A 15,535-nucleotide genomic window follows, 5' to 3' on the forward strand; every position below is an offset into this window, starting at 1 on the left:
CAAGCATGCACAAGGAGAACTCGATGCCCATCGATCCGAAAATCGCCCTCGGCGCGGAACTGCCCAGCCGGGAGTTCGCCTGGACGCCGTCGGATGTGCAGCTGTACCAGCTGGGACTCGGGGCGGGCACGCGCTGGACCGATGCGGCCGAACTGCGCTACCTCGACGACCGCACCCCACAGGTGCTGCCGACCTTCGCCACTGTCGCGGCCACCTTCCACGACACCGAACCGCCGAAGGTCAAGTTCCCTGGCATCGATATCGATCTCGCGAAGGTGGTGCACGGCCACCAGGAGGTCGAGGTGCATCGCCCGATTCCGGCCTCCGGCAAGGCCACCAGCACCGGACGCATTACCGAACTGTGGGATAAAGGCTCCGCCGCCGTTGTCGTGCAGGAGCAGACCGTCACCGGCTCCGATGGCGAACCTCTCTGGACCGCCCGCTCATCCATCTTCGCGAAGGGCGAGGGCGGCTTCGGCGGTGAACGCGGCCCGAGCACGAAAGCCGAACTCCCCACCCGCACCCCGGATTTCGACGTCACCACCCCAACCCTGCCCCAGCAGGCCCTGCTGTACCGCATGTGCGGCGACCGCAACCCCCTGCACTCCGACCCCGAATTCGCCCGAGCCGCAGGCTTCCCCAACCCCATCCTGCACGGCCTCTGCACCTACGGCATCGTCTGCAAAACCGCCACCGACACAGTCCTCGATTCGGACGCAAGCCGCGTCACCGGCTTCCGCGCCCGCTTCGCCGGCGTCCTATACCCCGGCGAAACCATCCGCACCCAAATCTGGCGCACCGAGAGCGAATTGACCATTGCCGCAACAGTGGTCGAACGCGACGACGCTCCCGTCCTCGCCGACGTAACCCTCCGCTTCACCTGAGCCTCCCTGGACAGTTGATCACCATGCGCTGATGCAGGTAAACAGCGAGTGGGGCCTGCATCAGTGCATTCTCGGCGGATGTGGGGGTGGGCTGGGGTGGGTCCCGTTGTAATGCACGGACTTCTCGGGGCAGCCGTCCTGGAAATGGGCGCTGTACTGGGGCCGCGTGACCTGGACGTTTGATCACCATGCGCTGATGCAGGCAAACGCCGAGTGAGGCCTGCATCAGTGCATTCTCGGCGGATGTGGGGGTGGGCTGCGGTGGGTCCTGTGGTCCTGCACGGACTTCTCGGGGGACGCTGTCCCGGAATGGGTGCTGTACAGGGGTTTTGCTGGGGCCGTGCTGGGCGCGACGGGTGACGTACCCGGCTTTGTCTTCCGCAGCTTGCGTAGGCAGGCCCGCAGCTTCTGGCGTGAAGACTGGCTGTGGTTGCGTTACACGACCTTCCATATCGAAGCAGACAATCAGCGGTGACATTTCGCCCTCGCCCGCCCCTTCAGCACCTGGACGTTTGATCACCATGCGCTGGTGCAGGTAAACAGCGAGTGGGGCCTGCATCAGTGCATTCTCGGCGGATGTGGGAGTGGGCTGCGGTGGGTCCTGTGGTACTGCACCGACTTCTCGGGGGCTGCTGTCCGGGAATGGCCGCCGTACAGGGGTTTTGCTGGGGCCGTGCTGGGCGCGACGGGTGACGCACCCGGCTTTGTCTTCCGCAGCTTGCCTAGGCAGGCCCGCAGCTTCTGGCGTGAAGACTGGCTGTGGTTGCGTTGCAAGACCTTCCATGCCGAAGCAGGCCACCAGCTGTCACATTTCGTCCCGCCCCGGCTGGACGGATGATCACCATGCGCTGGTGCAGGTAAACAGCGAGTGGGGCCTGCATCAGTGCATTCTCGAGGGATGGTTTAGGTGGGGGTGTTGTTGGTGCGGCGGCGTTTGGTGGTTAGGCCTTGGACTATCAAGGCGTACAGGAGGACTACCAGGATCGGTGCGGCGATCGGGACCCAGGCCAGGCGTAGGGGGAGCAGTGCCGCACATACGGCGACGGTTGCGAAGGCTACTGCGCCGATTACCGAGGGGACGGTGGTTGGGACTACGCCCGCGGGGGCGGAGACGGTGGCGGTGTTGAGGAGGTAGGCCGTTGCCACCAATCCTGTTGCTGCGGCGGCTAGTACGCCGGTCTCGGCGGCGGCTAGTACGCCGATTGCCAGGAGGACTGCGGCGACGGCGGGGAGGCGGAACCACCAGCCTGCTGCTACGAGCAGGACTGCGGGGAGGCCTGCCCAGGGGGTCATCAGGGTTATCGAGGTGACCAGTAGGGCGCCGGAGAGGATTGCTAGGAATCGGATCATCGGCGTACCCGTACTGTTCGGCGGTGCTCGGGGATCAGTCGCATTACCTGGTCCAGGCGGGCGTCTTCGGTCCAGGCGACGATGTCCACGCCGACGGTGCCCATATCTCGATACATCGAGGCGCGCTCCAGATTCCACATTCTGGCGAGGGTTGGGTCGAGCTCTTCCTGGAAGGGGGTGCCGCGCAGTACGTCTACGACCACGACCACATGGCCGCGCTTGCGCAGGTCGATGAGGGCGAGGGCGAATTGGGTGTCGAGCAGGGTGGAGAAGGCGACGACGATGGCGCCGAGTGGGACGGCGGCGTGTGGGGCGAGGGTGCCGGTGGTCGGGATGTGCTCATCGCCGACATCGAGGACGGTGTCCACGATCCGATAGAACTGCCGCCGCCCGATATCGGGGCGCAGCCAGCGGGGGGACTGGCCGAGGCAGACCACCGCGGTGCGATCCCCCGCCTGCAGCGTCGACTGCACCACCTGCGCCGCACCGCGCACCGACAGTTCCAGGGAGTCGGTGGCCGGACCCGGCGCCTGCTGCGAAGTGTCGACGAGCACAACCACATCCGCGGATCGGTTGGTGAGCCGCTCGGTGACGTATAGCCGCCCGCGCCGGGCGCTGACCGGCCAGTTCACGATTCGCAGCTGATCACCAGGCGCGTAGGCGCGGATATCGGCGTACTCGACGCCCGGACCGTGCTTGCGGGTGAGGTGCGTGCCGAGCCGTTCGGGAAGTTCGGTGCGCGGCAACTTCATTCGCTGCGGGTCGGTGATCGGATAGACGAAGAGCTGACCTGCCGGCAGCACCGCGGTCGCGACCGACAGACCCGCCGGACTGAGCGCGGAGACCCGGACCGATAGCGGATAGCGACCCCAGCGGTCCGCCGTCAGGGCCAGCCGCAGCCCGGCGGGTGCCGTCCCGGAATCGATCGCCTCCTCGGTTTCGATTGCGAGGCCCGCGGACTTCTCCGGAGTCAGCCGCAGCAGTGCATGGCCCGATTCGACGAAGGCGACGATCGTCGTCACGATCTCCTCGGACTCGAAGCAGCGCAGCGTGCCGCCGCCGTCGACAAGGATCCGGGTCGTCGACTGCTGCCATGGCGCGGTGGCGAGCACACCGAGCAGCGGGGCCGCGAATACGACCAGCTGCCAGCGGCCGAGTACCAGCGCGAGCACCAGCGCGACGGCCGCGGCCACCGCCAGCATGAACACCAATGGGGCCGGGCGCCAGCGCAATTCGGCCTCGACCGATGTGCTGATATCCCTGTGCCGCGCACCGCCCGCCATCGGCTCGTCGCGGCCCGGCCGTCGCGCGTCATAGGCCCGGGCCGCCGCGATCCCCTGGATAACGGCGTCCGGTTCGATCCCGCCGGACTGCGGCGCTCCCGGCTGCATCCCGCCCGACTCCGTCGCATCCGGCTGGGAAACACCTGGCTGGGTCATGTCCTGCCCCGCATCAGGTCACCGATGCGCGCGGAACCGGCAGACGGCGCAGCAATTCGGTGATCACGTCCTCGCCGCGGATCCGACGCACCCACATCTCGGGACGCAGGGTGATCCGGTGCGCCATCGCCGGAACAGCCAGCGCCTTGACATCTTCCGGAATCACATAGTCGCGTCCGAGCAGCAGTGCGCGGGCCCGCGACATCTGCACCAGATCGAGTTCGGCCCGTGGGCTCGCGCCCACCTCGACCTGCGGATGCCCGCGCGTCGCACTCGCGAGCGCGACCACATAGCTGACCACATCCGGATGCACCGTGACGAACTCGACCGACTGCCGCATCTCCATCAGCCCGTTCGCATCCACCACCTGGACCACCTGCGGTGTCGCCGAACCGCGCTCGAGGCGGCGGCGGATCATCTGCCGTTCGTCGTCTTCCGACAGATATCCCAGCCGCAGCTGCATCGCGAACCGGTCCAACTGCGCTTCGGGCAGCGGATAGGTGCCCTCGTATTCGATCGGGTTATCGGTGGCGAGCACGACAAAAGGCTGCGGCAGCGGGAAAGTCTCGCCATCGATGCTGACCTGCCCCTCGGCCATTGCCTCCAGCAGCGCGGCCTGCGTCTTCGGCGGCGTGCGGTTGATCTCGTCGGCCAGCAGCATATTGGTGAACACCGGACCGCGCCGGAAATTGAAACGGCCCGATGACATGTCGTAGATGGTGGAGCCGAGCAGGTCGGCGGGCAACAGGTCGGGCGTGAACTGCACGCGGGTGAAGTCCAGGCCGAGCGCGGCGGCGAAGGACCTGGCGATGAGCGTCTTGCCGAGGCCGGGCAGGTCCTCGATCAAGATGTGACCGCCGGAGAGCACGGCGATCATGATCAGCTGCAACTCATCCCGCTTGCCGACGATCACTCGGGACAGTTCCCGCAGTACCGCCTCGCTGCGCTGGATGGTCGCGTCCATCGGCATCGTCATTTGTCTACTCGCACTTGCCTCAACCCATTCTCTGTCGGCCGTATTCAATTGCGCATGATCGGGACCCCGCCTCCTCCGGGCCCGACCGCTCCCGGGGCACTTACATTCTCTGCAGACGGCGCAGGATTTCGTCCAGTGCCGCCCGCCCGGGTGCGGGCGTCGTCTGATCCCGCAGCGCCGAATTGGCCGGATCCACCCAGAGCCATAATTCCGGGCCGAACTGCAGTATCCCGGCGGCCTCGGTCGCCTTGCGGTTCTTGGCGACCCGCAGTCCGGTGGACAACTCGAACTCCTTGGCCAGCAGCGGACGCAGGTGCCGATCCCAGTCGGCTCTGGTGCCGTCCGCGCGGTCGGCGAGCATTTCCGCCCTGGCATGCCAGTGCCGCAGCATCTCCGCTGGGCCGTTCTCGATGTAGTCCTGCTCCGCATCGGCCCTCGGGCCGGACCTGCTCCACAGCGACCAGATCAGCGCAATCATGACCAGCGCCACCGGGATTCCGGCGGCGATCAGCAATGCGCCCCGCGCCCGGCCGAGCGTGATCAACTCGATCAGCACGATGATGATCAGCGCACCGAATACGATCGCGCGATTCATACCATCTCCCCCTGCAGATCCGCCAAAACGATGCGCAGCAGCTGTTCGGCCCGCATCCGCTGCCACTCCAGCATCGAATGCGGACTGAATCTGGCCTCCTCGAACAGCGCGACCAGTTCCCTGGCGGATGCGTCGTGTAGTGCGCCGCGTTCGAAGGCGCGGGCCAGCACTTCCATGGGGGTATCGGAGGCCAGTGGCGCGGCCGCGCGATCGAAGGACAGGCCGCGTTCCATCGCGACATAGCAGGCGATAATGGCCTCACGCGGATCCTGGCCGGGCGCGTTCATCGCGGCCAGGCCCATCTCGGCCGCTCGGGCCAGCGAACCCGCAACCGTAGGCGCGGTAGGGGGCAGCGGTGGCGCAGCGGGACGCGCCTTGCGCTGACCCGCCATCGCGACCGCGATCACCCCGGCCAGTGCGGCACCGACCAGCGCGATCGCGGCAATGGTGGCCACCAGCATCGCCGTGCCGCCGAGATGGGGGGTCGGCGCGGCATCTGGGGTCGGCGCGGTGGTGATGACCTCCTCGGTGGTGCGGCCCGACCCGTCTCGCGGCACCGAGGACGGCACCGGCTCGCCCTCGCGCCCGAAACCGACGAAGAAGACTGCCGATGCGGCCGCGACGATCAGGGAAACCACCGCCAGGGCGGCCAGGATCAGCAGGCCGACCCGACCCAGACGTCCGTGTCCGCGCTCGGAATCGCGATCCACCTCCGGTATGGCCAGCGGCAGCCGGTGCTGACTGGCGATCACTCCGGCGATCAGGATCACCACCGATACGGTGAGCAGCACCGGCATCAGCACCACCGAGATGGCCGATGGCACCGTGCGGTGGTCACCGGAGGCATGCGCCCCGGGAATGTGGCCGCGCAGCGCGATCGCGGCACACGCCAGCAGCGTGATCAGCACGATCACGCGCGTTATCGGCGCTCCCGCCCTAACCACCTGCTACCACCACATCTGAGTACAGCTCTGAACAGGCACATAGTTACATGCCGAGTGGTCGGCTCGAGATGGAATCGAATACTTCCGATCGCCTCCTCTTAATCGACGATAGCGCCACTTCGATCGTGTACGGTGCTAGCCGATCGCGACGGATTCGGGCTGATGGAGTTCGCCGAGACGGCTTTCGATCCGCGCGATATCGGGAACGCCAGAGACGTCGGCCACCAGGTCCGATAGCGGCGCCCGGGCCGCGAGGGTGAGTTCGCGATCCGCGTCGTAGAGCACGTCGATCAGGTTGACGAAACGCATCGCCCAGTCCGGTGGGACCTCGCGCAGGGGTGGCACGTCGCGCAGGGTCCACCGTTGGAAGCGGCGCGCCAACTCGACGTAGTCCGCGGCGGCGGTCGCGGTGCCGCACAGGGCCGTGAAGTCGATGACGAGCGCGGCATCATCGACGGCGCGGGCGCGGACCATGCGGGTGCCGACCGGAATATCGACGCCGGAGGCCGCCTCCCGGACAACAGGAGCTGCCGGGCTATCCGCGTCGCACACGAGGTAGCGCCCGCCCGCGAAGGCGGTATCCGCACCGCCGCGCCTGCGGTAGTCGAGTGGACCATCGACCGAGACGACGTCCAGGTGCGCGACGATGCGCGCGATGGTCGGCAGGAAGCGATCGTGGAACAGCGGATTGGGCAGCAGCTGCTCCGGCGGATAGTTCGAGGTCACCACCAGCACGATGTGGCGGGCGAAGAGTGCGTCGAGCATGCGGGCGATGAGCATCGCATCGCCGATATCGTGCACATGGAATTCGTCGAAGCAGACCAGTTCGGCATTGCCCAGCAGGGTGTCGATGGCCTTGTCGATGGCGCCCGACTCATGTGCCGCGGTGTGCAATTCGGCGAAGAAGTTGTGGAAGTGGAAGCGGCGCTTGCGATTCGATGACACGCTCGCGAAGAAATCGTCCATCAGCATGGTTTTGCCGCGGCCTGGTCGGCCGTGCAGGTAGGCGCCGCGATGCCGCTCCAGCGGATGGCCGCGCCGGTCGAGCAGTTCCAGCAGCCGCGCCCGCGCTCGGAGCTGATCGGCATCCAATGTGATGTTGTGCTGCACGGCATCCTCCTGATCCTCTACAGTTGTAGAGGACAGACGCAGAAGGACGCCACAGAAGGTGATGATGTCCACAACCGACCGGCACACACTGATCGTCGATGCCGCCATCGACCTCATTGCCACCCAGGGCATTCGAGCGCTCACCCACCGCGCCCTCGATACCGCGCTGGAATTGCCCGCCGGATCGACCTCCTATTACTTCCGCACCAAGCGGGCACTCATCGAGGCGATTGCGGACCGGATCACCACCCGCTCCCGCGACGAGTTCACCGCCGCCGAGCTCGAATCATCCGAAGCCGCCAACGCGACCGACGTCGCCCGCGCCATCGCGATGTGGCTCGATCGACTGCTCGTCGAACGACGCAATCACCTGATCGTCCGGCACGCGCTCATCATCGACCTACTCGCCGATCCGGAACTGCACGATCGACTCGCGCACAGCCTGTTCTCGACCGTTCGAGCCCGAGACCTGTTCCGCGCCTTGCACTTCCCCGATCCCAGCAGTGCCGCCGCCGACTTCATCGCGGTCATCGAGGGCGCCGTCTTCGATCGCTTCGCGGGCGCTCGCGCCCACCTCCCCGCAGGCACCGCCGACAGTGTCGATCAACTCACCGGGCTGCTGGCCCGTCACCTCGACGGCTAGCGTCGCGACCAGCCGCGCTCACTGTAGGTAACCCCGCTGAGGTAGCCACGCAGCCCCGCGGCGGGATACCCGATGATCGAGTCATCGGGCAGCGCGTCCAACGGAAACCATTGCAGCCCATAGCTTTTATCCGGCTCCCGGTTGACCGGCTCGCCGCGCCAGCGCAGCGCCTCGAAGAACACCCCGAGCCGCGCCTCGCGGCCGGAGCCGACCACATGAGCGGTATGCACATGCCGCAGATCCGCCGGGTCGATAACGACCCCGACCTCCTCATATGCCTCCCGCACCGCACCGGCGGTGGCCGACTCCCCCGCTTCCAGCTTTCCGGCGGGCAGATGCCACAGCCCATCGAACTCGTCGGCACTGCGCCGCCTGCTGAGCAGCACCTCCCGGCCACGAACGAGCAGAATATGCACGTCGACAAGGTGTCGATCGGTCATGAGACTCCTCCCGGTGACGCTGCAACCTACCGATCCACCGGTATACCCGATTAAACCCGGTCGGCGCCCGATCGGACTCAGTTGGCGCTGAGCACCAACCCCGAGGTCGGCACGCCGGTACCGGCAGTGACCAGGATGTTCTCCAGGCCCGCAACGGGATTGACCGAAGTACCGCGAATCTGGCGAACGGCCTCGGCGATCCCGTTCATCCCGTGGATATACGCCTCGCCGAGCTGTCCGCCATGGGTGTTCAACGGCAGCCGCCCGCCGATTTCGATGGCACCGTCGGCAATGAAATCCTTTGCCTCACCACGTCCGCAGAAGCCGAGCTCCTCCAATTGCATGAGCACGAACGGGGTGAAGTGGTCGTAGAGGATGGCGGCCTGCATATCCTCCGGTCGCAAACCGCTCTGGGCCCAGAGCTGGTCGCCGACCAGACCCATTTCCGGCAGGCCGGTGAGGGCGTCGCGGTAGTAGCTCGTCATCACGTACTGGTCGGCACCGGAACCCTGTGCGGCGGCGGTGATCACGGCCGGGCGCTGCGGGAGATCACGGGCGCGCTCGACGCTGGTGACCACGATCGCGACGCCGCCGTCGGACTCCTGACAGCAGTCGAGCAAATGCAGCGGTTCGGCAATCCAGCGGGAATTCTGGTGCTCGTCGAGGGTGATCGGCTTGCCGTAGAAGAAGGCGGCCGGATTGACCGCGGCGTGTCTGCGATCGGCGACGGCGACCCGGCCGAAGTCCGCGCTGGTCGCACCGTAGACGTGCATATAGCGCCTGGCGACCATCGCCACCTGGGCCGCCGGAGTTCCGAGGCCCTGTGGATAGGACCAGCCCGCATCGATACCCGAGGAGGTCGGCGCGGTGGCCAGCGCGGTGGAGAACTGGCCGAAGCGCGATACCGACCGCTCATTGAAGGCACGGTAGGCGACGACCACATCGGCGACACCGGTGGCGACCGCCATGGCGGCCTGCTGGATGGTGGCACAGGCCGCGCCGCCGCCATAGCCGATGTGGCTGAAGAACTTCAGCTGTGGGATGCCAACGGCACGCGCGACCGCTGCCTGGGTGTTGGTATCCATGGTGAAGGTGGTCAGGCCGTCGACATCGGCGGGTGTCAGACCCGCATCGGCCAGCGCCGCGGTGACCGCCTCGGCGGCCAAGCGCAATTCGCTGCGGCCGGAGTCCTTGGAGAAGTCGGTGGCGCCGATGCCGACGATGGCGGCACGGCCGGAGATCCCGGTGGTGTTGTCAGCGGTCATCATGGCCTCCGCAGGGCGATAACGGCTTTCGCCGTGATGTGGTCACCGAGGCTGTCGCGTCCGACGACATCGATGTGGATGTCATCGCCCTCGATGGCGGCGACGGTGCCCGAGAGCGTCAGGGTGTCACCGGCATACAGCGGCACCCCCAAGCGCAGCGCGACCGATTTGACGATGGCGCGCGGTCCGGCCCAGTCGGTCACGAAGCGCTGCACCAGCCCGGTATCGGTGAGGATATTGACGAAGATGTCCTTGGAACCGCGGGCGACGGCCTTGTCCCTGTCGTGGTGTACATCTTGAAAGTCCCTGGTGGCCAATGCCGTACTGATCACGAAGGTGGGATCGGCGTGAATCACCAGCTCGGGCAGTGCGGTCCCGACCTGCACGGCGGCGGGTTCGACGTAGGTCATGCGATCACCCGCCAGACCGGCAGCACGGCCTCGTCGTCGAGCTTTTCGAACTCCACCTGCACCGGCAGGCCGATCTTCACATCCGCCGGGTCGATGCCCCGCAGTTCACCGAGCATGCGCACGCCCTCCTCCAATTCGACAAGCGCGACGACGAACGGTAGTTGCCGCCCTGGCACTTTCGGCGCGTGATGCACGACGTAGCTGAAGACTTCTCCGCGCCCCGAGGCGACGACGTAGTCGGTCTGCTCGGATTTGTCCTGCCACAGCGCCGGGATCGGCGGATGCCGCAGCGTCCCGTCCGGCAGCCGCTGGATCCGCAGCTCACCGGCTTTCGTACCCTCCCAGAAGAATTCGGTATCCCAGGAGACCAGCGGCTTGACCCGGTCGCCCACGGGCGCCTTCGCGGCGGTACCGGTCCCCGGCGCGAATTTCAGCAGCCGCCACAGCATTTCGGCGACGACCTCGTCGCCGACCCGCCAACTGATCTCGAAGGTGACGAACCACCCTTCGCCGAGCGCGGTCCGCTTCGGGCCGCGGATATCGCACAGCCTGCTGGTAACCGATACTTGCTCACCGACATTCAGGTACCGGTGGTAGGTCTGCTGGCAGTCGGTCGCGACCACCGAGGTGAAGCCCGCGCTATCCAGCAGCTCGATGACCTGGTTCGTGGGATCGTCCGCGGCACGGGAACCGTTGAGCCCGAGCATGGTCCAGACCTGGATCATGGCGGGCGGCGCCACGGTGCCGGGAAATCCGGCGGCGCGGGCGGCCGCTTCGTCGACGTAGATCGGGTTGTTGTCCCCGAGCGCCTCCACCCAGTTGTTGATCATCGGCTGGTTCACCCGGTCACGCCCGAGGCGTGGCGCGCAATCCCCCGCCGCGATGATCTTCTCTGCGGCGGCGGTAATCGCTTCCGGAGTCAGAGTTTCCGGCACGCGCGGCTCCTTGCTGTAGTCCATCTCGCGGGATTCATCGTGGTACCCGAGGCAGTTTCAGACCGGACGAGGCGACCAGTTCGCGCATCACCTCATTGACGCCGCCGCCGAAGGTAACCACCAGGTTCTGCTTGGTCCTGCGGTCCAGCCAGGTCAGCAATTCGGCGGTGGCCGGATCGGCCGGATCCCCGTAGTGCCCGACGATCTCCTCGGCGAGCCGACCCGCCTCCTGCAGCGATTCGGTCGAGTACACCTTGGTGGCCGAGGCATCGGCGATCACGGAGGCCTGATCGCCGTCGACGGTCGCCGCCACCTGCCAATTCAGCAATTCGTTCAGCCGGACCATGGCGTGGATGCGCCCGAGTGAACGGCGTACGTCATTTTGGGCCAGCACGCCGCGCGGCTGCGCCCACTCGCGCACGCGGTCGTAGAGCTGTTCGATCTTGCCGGACGGCCCCAGGCTCACCCGCTCGTGGTTGAGCTGGGTGGTGATCAGCCGCCAGCCGCGGTTCTCCTCGCCGACGAGCATATCGGCGGGAACCCGCACATTGTCGAAGTAGGTCGCGTTGGTGTGGTGCGCCCCATCGCAGGTAATGATCGGCGTCCACGAGTAGCCGGGATCGGTGGTGTCCACGATCAGGATCGTGATGCCGCGGTGCCGCGATTCGACCGACCCGGTGCGGCAGGCCAGCCAGATGTAGTCGGCCTCGTGCGCGCCGGTCGTGAAGATCTTCTGCCCGTTGACGATCCAGTCGCCGGATTCGTCACGCACCGCACTCGTGCGCAGCGAGGCCAGATCGGTGCCGGCCTCCGGTTCGGAGTAGCCGATCGCGAAATGGATATCGCCGGAAAGGATTCCGGGCAGGAACTTCGCCTTCTGCGCATCGGTGCCGAAGCTCTGCAGCGTCGGTCCGACCGTCAGCAGGGTGACCAGCGGTAGCGGCACATCCGCGCGCACCGCCTCATTGAAGAAGATCTGCTGTTCCATCGGGCCGAAGCCCTGGCCGCCGTATTCCTTCGGCCAGCCGACGCCGAGCCAACCATCCGCGCCCATCCGGCGCACCACCGCCCGGTAGGCGTCACCGTGGCGGTTGACCGCCATCTCGGCCTCCTCCTCGGGAGTCACGAGATCGGCGAAATAGGAACGCAGTTCGTCGCGTAGCCGGCGCTGCTCCGCGGTCAGATCGATGAGCATCTGGCCCCCAATCGGTCGAGGCGCAGGGATTCGCCGCCGAGCCAGCGGGCGAGGTCCTTGGCCTGTGAGTAGTAGCGATGCATCGGATGGGTCACGTCGACCCCGAGACCACCGTGCAGGTGATGGCATTTCTGCATGGCGGCGGGCAGTTCCGAGGCCACGGTGTAGGCGAGCACATCGAGGTCGTCATCGATGCGCTCCTGGTGCGCTGGCGTCGAATCGCCCTGTGCCAGTGCCCAGTTCGCCGATACGGCGACGGCATGCAGGGTTCGCGAGACGACGTAGACATCGGCGATCTGCTGGGCGACGGCCTGGAATTCGGCGAGCGGCCGGTTGAACTGGTGGCGGGTCCGCAGATGTTCGGCGGTGAGTACGAGCGCACCTTTGAGCAGCCCGTCCGCGGTCGCGCCGATCGAAGCGACGGCCGAGCGGTGCAGTTCGGCGATGCCGCCCGGCAGCAGTTGCTCGGCCGGAATCTCGACCTGGTCGAGTCGCACGGTGCATTCGGGGATGCCACCGGATACCGGCGTCGGCGTCAGGTTCAACCCGGCCGCATCCGAATCCACCAGTGCGATACCAGAATTCGTCGGGATCAGCAGCCAGCGCGCCTGCTCCGCATACGGCACCGCCACCTTGTGGCCGGTAATGCGCACGGTGTCGCCATTGGAGACGGCCGTGGTCTCGGGTTTGACGACGAAGGGATTCGCGGGCTCGCTCAGGGCTGCGGTGAGCACCGCACCCTTGGCGACCTCCGGATAGACCCGCTCGGCGACACTGTCCGGCAGAACCGGCAGCAGCGGCAGCAGCCCGAAGCCGAGGGTCGGCAGGGCGGGCACCGCCACCGCATCGGTGGCCAGTTCGGTCAGCAGCACCGAGACCTCCGGCAGGCCCATGCCGTCACCGCCGAACCGCTCCGGCAGCGCCAGCGAGAGCAGGCCGGTCTCGATCAGACTCGGCCAGAGCTCGATATCGCGTGCCGGTTCACGCTCCAGCAAACTCACTACAACTTCGGCCACGGCGTCCTGGCCCTCGTCCCGGGTGAAGTCCACGCTTACTCCAATTAAGTTCAGTATCGCTCCGCGCTTCGACGTGGGGCGATCTTCTGGCAATCGACCTCGTCGACTAGCCGTCCCCGTCGCGGGGCAGTCCGAGAATTCGCTCACCGGCAACGGTCAGCAAAATCTGCTCGGTACCACCCGCAATCGACAGACAGCGCGTGAGCAGGAACTCCTTGAGTACCTCGGAGTCCTGCGCACCGATGGCCCCCGCCGTCTCCACCGCGAATTCGGCAACCGCCTGGCGATGCCGGACGCCGACGAGCTTGCGCACACTGCTCTGCGCTCCCGGATCACCGCCCGCCAGTATCCGCACCGCGGCGCGCTGTTCCAGCAGCAGTCCAGCGATGGCATCGGCGACGAAACCGCCGAGCCGATCGTTCAAAAGCTCGGCGCCTGCCCCGGTGGCGGGCAGTTTGGCGATGAGTTCCTCGAGCACCGGCCCGATCCCATTGCCACCCATGGCGACGCGTTCGGTCGACAGGGTGGAGCGGGCGATCTTCCAGCCGTTGTTCAGCGCGCCGACCACACAGTCCTCCGGCACGAAGACGTCATCGAGGAAGACCTCGCTGAACCGTGCCTCACCGGTGATCTGCACCAGCGGGCGCACCTCGAGCCCCGCGCTGCGCATATCGACCAGGAAATAGCTGATACCGCGATGCTTGGGTGCGTCGGGATCGGTGCGAGCCAGGCAGATCGCCCAGTTCGCCCGGTCGCCCAGCGACGTCCACACCTTCTGTCCGCGCAGCACCCAGCCGCCGTCGACCTTCTTGGCGGTGGTCCGCAGCGCTGCCAGATCCGAACCGGCCTCCGGCTCGCTGAACAGCTGACACCAGATCACCTCACCGCGCAGCGTCGGGAAGGCAAACTGATCGATCTGCTGCTGAGTGCCGTGCTGCAGTAGCGTCGGAATCGCCCAGCCGCCGATCGCCAGATCCGGTGACTCCACGCCCGCGCGGCGCAGTTCCTCCGAAATCACCAGGCCCGTCATGGGATTCGCGCCACGGCCGTACGGTGCCGGCCAGTGCGGCATGACGAGTCCGGCCGCGACCAGCGCATTGCGCTGCTGGTCGACGGGCAGCGCTGCGATTGCGGCGACCTCGGCGGCCAGTTCGGGCACGCCGCCGTCAGGCCCTGCGACCGCCCCAGGGGCCGTCGCCTGCCTGGCGGAGGCGAAGATCCGGTCCGCACCGGTGGTCCGGCGCTGACCGCCGCGGGTCAGCTCGGTGACCCTGGCCCGCCACCGCGCCGACCCGCCGAGCAGCTGCCGCAATGCGGTGGCCCGGCGCAGGTAGAAGTGCGCGTCGTGCTCCCAGGTGAAGCCGATGCCGCCGAGCACCTGAATGCAGTCCTTGGCGGTCTCCACCGCGGCGTCCAGGGAAATCGCGGCGGCGATCGCGGCCGCGATCGGCAGTTCCGCACCGCCCTCGTCGACCGCGGCCGCGGCATCTGCCGCGACGGAGCGGATCAGCTCGGTGCGGCACAGCATCCAGGCGCAAATGTGTTTGAGCGCTTGGAAAGACCCGATCTTGCGCCCGAATTGCTCACGCACCTTGGCATATTCGACCGCGGTCTCCAGGCACCAACCCGCCACACCGGCGAGTTCGGCCGAAACCAGCACCGCGAGTAGATCTTCCACGGCGTGCGGCGACTCGAACACCCGCTCCGCCGGCACCCGCACCTCGGTGCAGTGCGCACGCGCCAGTGGCGTACTCGAGTCAGCCGGTGCGAGCGACTCGATGCGCAGACCATCGGCATCGGGTCCGATCACACACCAGCGCAACCCTTCCGGCGTGCGCACCGGCAACAGCACCGAGGTACCCGGCGCGGCACCGAGCACCGAATCCCAGACACCCGTGAGCAATAGGTCACCGGATGCGGCCGGTACACTCGCGACGGGTCCGACGACGAAGTCGAGCGCGACACCGCACGGCATATCCTCGGCGAGGGCGCCGGCGGTGACCAGATTCGCCAATGCGGTGGCCAGCACCGGCCCGCCGACCAGGTCGTGCGCCGCCTGCTCGACCAATACCGCGAGGTCGGCGACCGATCCGCCGTGGCCGCCGTCCGCTTCGGCAACCGCGACCCGAAATATCCCGAAGTCGGCCAGTCCGGGCCAATAGGCGCGCCAGAAGTCCGCCGGGTCGTCCCGCATTGTTGCAATTGGACGCACCGATCCAGCCCATCCGCGCATCGACTCCTGACCGGCTTTATGCTCGTCAGTGGTGGCGATGGTCACAGTCCGTACCGCCTTTCCGGCGTGACTCCCACACCTAGAACATGTTCTAATATCC

The 15,535-nt window shown here is 66.9% G+C and carries 15 protein-coding genes; 2 read left to right on the forward strand and 13 right to left on the reverse strand.

Going from position 1 to position 15,535, the window contains the following annotated elements; all coding sequences use genetic code 11:
* The first annotated feature begins 23 nt into the window (after positions 1 to 23).
* Positions 24 to 884: a MaoC/PaaZ C-terminal domain-containing protein gene (locus tag ACWEO2_RS09040; protein ID WP_452404814.1), complete on the forward strand. Its 861-nt coding sequence runs from the start codon at positions 24 to 26 to the stop codon at positions 882 to 884.
* A 903-nt stretch (positions 885 to 1,787) separates the two neighbouring features.
* Here ACWEO2_RS09040 and ACWEO2_RS09045 read toward each other — a convergent pair.
* The 6 genes from ACWEO2_RS09045 to zapE form a co-directional block, all read right to left on the reverse strand.
* A complete protein-coding gene (locus ACWEO2_RS09045; protein ID WP_452404815.1) occupies positions 1,788 to 2,234 on the reverse strand; it encodes a hypothetical protein in 447 nt (148 codons plus the stop codon).
* Entirely contained in the window at positions 2,231 to 3,517 is a 1,287-nt protein-coding gene (locus ACWEO2_RS09050; RefSeq protein ID WP_452404849.1) for a DUF58 domain-containing protein, read from the reverse strand. The genes ACWEO2_RS09045 and ACWEO2_RS09050 overlap by 4 nt, the downstream gene beginning before the upstream one ends.
* A 169-nt stretch (positions 3,518 to 3,686) precedes the next feature.
* Positions 3,687 to 4,649 carry an AAA family ATPase gene (locus ACWEO2_RS09055; RefSeq protein WP_452404816.1) on the reverse strand — a complete coding sequence of 321 codons (963 nt, stop codon included), beginning with the start codon at positions 4,647 to 4,649 and terminating at the stop codon, positions 3,687 to 3,689.
* A 100-nt stretch (positions 4,650 to 4,749) separates the two neighbouring features.
* Positions 4,750 to 5,244 (reverse strand): hypothetical protein, encoded by a 495-nt coding sequence (locus ACWEO2_RS09060; protein WP_452404817.1) that lies wholly within the window; start codon positions 5,242 to 5,244, stop codon positions 4,750 to 4,752.
* Positions 5,241 to 6,158, reverse strand: a complete 918-nt coding sequence (locus ACWEO2_RS09065) for a DUF4129 domain-containing protein (protein ID WP_452404818.1) — start codon at positions 6,156 to 6,158, stop codon at positions 5,241 to 5,243. Before ACWEO2_RS09065 ends, ACWEO2_RS09060 begins: the two co-directional genes overlap by 4 nt.
* A 165-nt stretch (positions 6,159 to 6,323) precedes the next feature.
* Positions 6,324 to 7,361, reverse strand: coding sequence for a cell division protein ZapE (gene zapE, locus ACWEO2_RS09070; RefSeq protein ID WP_452404850.1), 1,038 nt, complete (start codon positions 7,359 to 7,361; stop codon positions 6,324 to 6,326).
* A gap of 1 nt (position 7,362) precedes the next feature.
* On the opposite strand from zapE, the gene ACWEO2_RS09075 reads away from it, so the two are divergent.
* The gene (locus ACWEO2_RS09075; RefSeq protein ID WP_452404819.1) at positions 7,363 to 7,941 is read left to right on the forward strand and encodes a TetR/AcrR family transcriptional regulator; all 579 of its coding nucleotides are present in this window, start codon (positions 7,363 to 7,365) and stop codon (positions 7,939 to 7,941) included.
* Here the strand turns inward: ACWEO2_RS09075 and ACWEO2_RS09080 are convergent.
* The 7 genes from ACWEO2_RS09080 to ACWEO2_RS09110 all read right to left on the reverse strand — a co-directional run bounded on the left by ACWEO2_RS09080 (position 7,938) and on the right by ACWEO2_RS09110 (position 15,480).
* Positions 7,938 to 8,381: an NUDIX hydrolase gene (locus ACWEO2_RS09080; protein ID WP_355185974.1), complete on the reverse strand. Its 444-nt coding sequence runs from the start codon at positions 8,379 to 8,381 to the stop codon at positions 7,938 to 7,940. The genes ACWEO2_RS09075 and ACWEO2_RS09080 overlap by 4 nt on opposite strands.
* Before the next feature lie 77 nt (positions 8,382 to 8,458).
* A complete protein-coding gene (locus ACWEO2_RS09085; protein WP_452404820.1) occupies positions 8,459 to 9,646 on the reverse strand; it encodes a lipid-transfer protein in 1,188 nt (395 codons plus the stop codon).
* Positions 9,646 to 10,056 carry a MaoC family dehydratase gene (locus tag ACWEO2_RS09090; RefSeq protein WP_354958539.1) on the reverse strand — a complete coding sequence of 137 codons (411 nt, stop codon included), beginning with the start codon at positions 10,054 to 10,056 and terminating at the stop codon, positions 9,646 to 9,648. The genes ACWEO2_RS09085 and ACWEO2_RS09090 overlap by 1 nt, the downstream gene beginning before the upstream one ends.
* On the reverse strand, positions 10,053 to 11,015 hold the full coding sequence (locus ACWEO2_RS09095; protein WP_452404821.1) for a bifunctional MaoC family dehydratase N-terminal/OB-fold nucleic acid binding domain-containing protein: 963 nt from the start codon (positions 11,013 to 11,015) through the stop codon (positions 10,053 to 10,055). The genes ACWEO2_RS09090 and ACWEO2_RS09095 overlap by 4 nt, the downstream gene beginning before the upstream one ends.
* A 10-nt stretch (positions 11,016 to 11,025) precedes the next feature.
* Positions 11,026 to 12,186: an acyl-CoA dehydrogenase family protein gene (locus tag ACWEO2_RS09100; RefSeq protein ID WP_355185968.1), complete on the reverse strand. Its 1,161-nt coding sequence runs from the start codon at positions 12,184 to 12,186 to the stop codon at positions 11,026 to 11,028.
* The gene (locus ACWEO2_RS09105) at positions 12,171 to 13,235 is read right to left on the reverse strand and encodes an acyl-CoA dehydrogenase family protein (protein ID WP_452404822.1); all 1,065 of its coding nucleotides are present in this window, start codon (positions 13,233 to 13,235) and stop codon (positions 12,171 to 12,173) included. The genes ACWEO2_RS09100 and ACWEO2_RS09105 overlap by 16 nt, the downstream gene beginning before the upstream one ends.
* Before the next feature lie 73 nt (positions 13,236 to 13,308).
* Complete coding sequence (locus ACWEO2_RS09110; protein WP_452404823.1) at positions 13,309 to 15,480, reverse strand: acyl-CoA dehydrogenase family protein; 2,172 nt, start codon at positions 15,478 to 15,480, stop codon at positions 13,309 to 13,311.
* Positions 15,481 to 15,535 lie beyond the last annotated feature (55 nt).

The organism is Nocardia sp. NPDC004278 (assembly GCF_053602975.1).

Bases quoted from the DNA above. Each gene is read 5' to 3' on its own strand.
- ACWEO2_RS09040 (WP_452404814.1), top strand. From the start codon at position 24: ATGCCCATCGATCCGAAAATCGCCCTCGGCGCGGAACTGCCCAGCCGG.
- ACWEO2_RS09045 (WP_452404815.1), bottom strand. From the start codon at position 2,234: ATGATCCGATTCCTAGCAATCCTCTCCGGCGCCCTACTGGTCACCTCG.
- ACWEO2_RS09050 (WP_452404849.1), bottom strand. From the start codon at position 3,517: ATGGCGGGCGGTGCGCGGCACAGGGATATCAGCACATCGGTCGAGGCC.
- ACWEO2_RS09055 (WP_452404816.1), bottom strand. From the start codon at position 4,649: ATGACGATGCCGATGGACGCGACCATCCAGCGCAGCGAGGCGGTACTG.
- ACWEO2_RS09060 (WP_452404817.1), bottom strand. From the start codon at position 5,244: ATGAATCGCGCGATCGTATTCGGTGCGCTGATCATCATCGTGCTGATC.
- ACWEO2_RS09075 (WP_452404819.1), top strand. From the start codon at position 7,363: ATGTCCACAACCGACCGGCACACACTGATCGTCGATGCCGCCATCGAC.
- ACWEO2_RS09080 (WP_355185974.1), bottom strand. From the start codon at position 8,381: ATGACCGATCGACACCTTGTCGACGTGCATATTCTGCTCGTTCGTGGC.
- ACWEO2_RS09085 (WP_452404820.1), bottom strand. From the start codon at position 9,646: ATGACCGCTGACAACACCACCGGGATCTCCGGCCGTGCCGCCATCGTC.
- ACWEO2_RS09090 (WP_354958539.1), bottom strand. From the start codon at position 10,056: ATGACCTACGTCGAACCCGCCGCCGTGCAGGTCGGGACCGCACTGCCC.
- ACWEO2_RS09095 (WP_452404821.1), bottom strand. From the start codon at position 11,015: ATGGACTACAGCAAGGAGCCGCGCGTGCCGGAAACTCTGACTCCGGAA.
- ACWEO2_RS09100 (WP_355185968.1), bottom strand. From the start codon at position 12,186: ATGCTCATCGATCTGACCGCGGAGCAGCGCCGGCTACGCGACGAACTG.